We start from the raw sequence: 1,448 nt of genomic DNA on the forward strand, positions 1-1,448 counted from the left end.
GCTCCTATGTATGGACTCGCCCCCACTGTCTACCTGCTTTTTAAACACTGCTACCCGGTTGCATCTATGTATAAGGCCTATTCGAGGAAGCCATCTTTGGCTTCTGGCCAACATTGGTTGAGCTCACGGTATGCCGATTACATTCAGGCCTCGAAGGCCGGTAGGAGCGCAGGCATCAATCCGCGACGGTCTGACCTGGGGTCAATGTTTTCTAGCAGGGGTTGGAGCGCACTTGCGCCCCGGTGGCAGAACGCTGTCGATCAACAACTTGTCGCCGCCGGCCGGCCATCGGCCGGTTGGCGGCGATAAGTCTGGTCATTCTGTAGCAGTACCCAGATGATTCGCAGGTTGCGATTGGCCAGCCGTACCGCCGCTTCCTTGCGTCCCAGACGACTCTGCCAGCGTTGCAAGCGACGATCGTCGGGCTGTTCCGAATCTGGGCGCAGCTGCCTCAATACCGCGTGAGCCCCCTGCACCATCAGGCTGCGCACGTAGCCATCGCCTCGTTTGCACATCCGCCCCAGGCGAACCTTCGACCCACTGCTGTTCTGATCAGGCACCAGGCCAAAGTAGGCAGCGAAGCGACGTGCATCGGCGAAGCGCTCCGGCTCGGTCTGTTTGGCCAGTATCGCCGTGGCGATGATCGGTCCGACGCCGCGTACGGTCATCAGCCGCCTGGCTGTTTCATCCTCCTTCGCAGCTGCCTCCAGGCGACCGGTCAACACGTTTATCCGCTCGCCTAACTGATGCCATTCACCCAGCAACTCGTCGATCAGTTCTCGCAACATGTCCGGCAGCGGTTGGGTGGCATCTTCCAGCACCCGAGGCAGGGTTTGACTGATAGCAACATCACCTTGCGCCAAGGCAACGCCATGTTCCATCAGTAGCCCACGCATCTGATTACTGGTGGCGGTGCGCCGACGTACATAACCTTGTCGGGCACGGTGCAATGCCTGCATTGCCAGTGCGGCGGCACTTTTGATCGGTACCGCGATAATTTTTTGGTCCCGGTTCGCACGCAAAATGGCCAACACATCGTTGCGATCATTTTTCGCGCCGGTGCGGTGCTTGGCTACAAGCTGGGCCGGCAGAATTCGCGCCAGATTGCCCTGAGCCTGTAGCTGTCGTGCCCAGGCTTGAGCACCTGGCCCGGTTTCCATCAGCACAACAATGTTGGGCGGCAGCTTGCGCAAGAAGGCGTGGAAAGCTTCACGCGATTTGAGGCGTTCTTCATAAAGCACCTGGCCCAGAGCGTCTTCGCCTGCGACCTGAAAGACCTGCTTGGCAAGATCGACCGCCACTGTCGTACAGGCCGACACATCGGTTGAAGACAGGGACTGTTTAAGCGTCGTATTCTTTTTCATGGACTCGCCCTCGCTGCCGTTGGCTTCTTAGACTGCCACCGTGGCGCATTGACGCCTCGGCGTGGGCGAGTCCATCCAATTACA

At 58.9% G+C, this 1,448-nt stretch carries 1 protein-coding gene; it reads right to left on the minus strand.

Annotation, left to right across the window (positions count from 1 at the left end; genetic code table 11):
• Positions 1-260: 260 nt before the first annotated feature.
• The gene (locus CKW15_RS27780) at positions 261-1,319 is read right to left on the minus strand and encodes an IS110 family transposase (protein WP_095153084.1); all 1,059 of its coding nucleotides are present in this window, start codon (positions 1,317-1,319) and stop codon (positions 261-263) included.
• Positions 1,320-1,448: the final 129 nt, after the last annotated feature.

The sequence above is a fragment of the Pseudomonas sp. Irchel s3b5 genome, from assembly GCF_900187435.1.
GTDB lineage: Bacteria > Pseudomonadota > Gammaproteobacteria > Pseudomonadales > Pseudomonadaceae > Aquipseudomonas.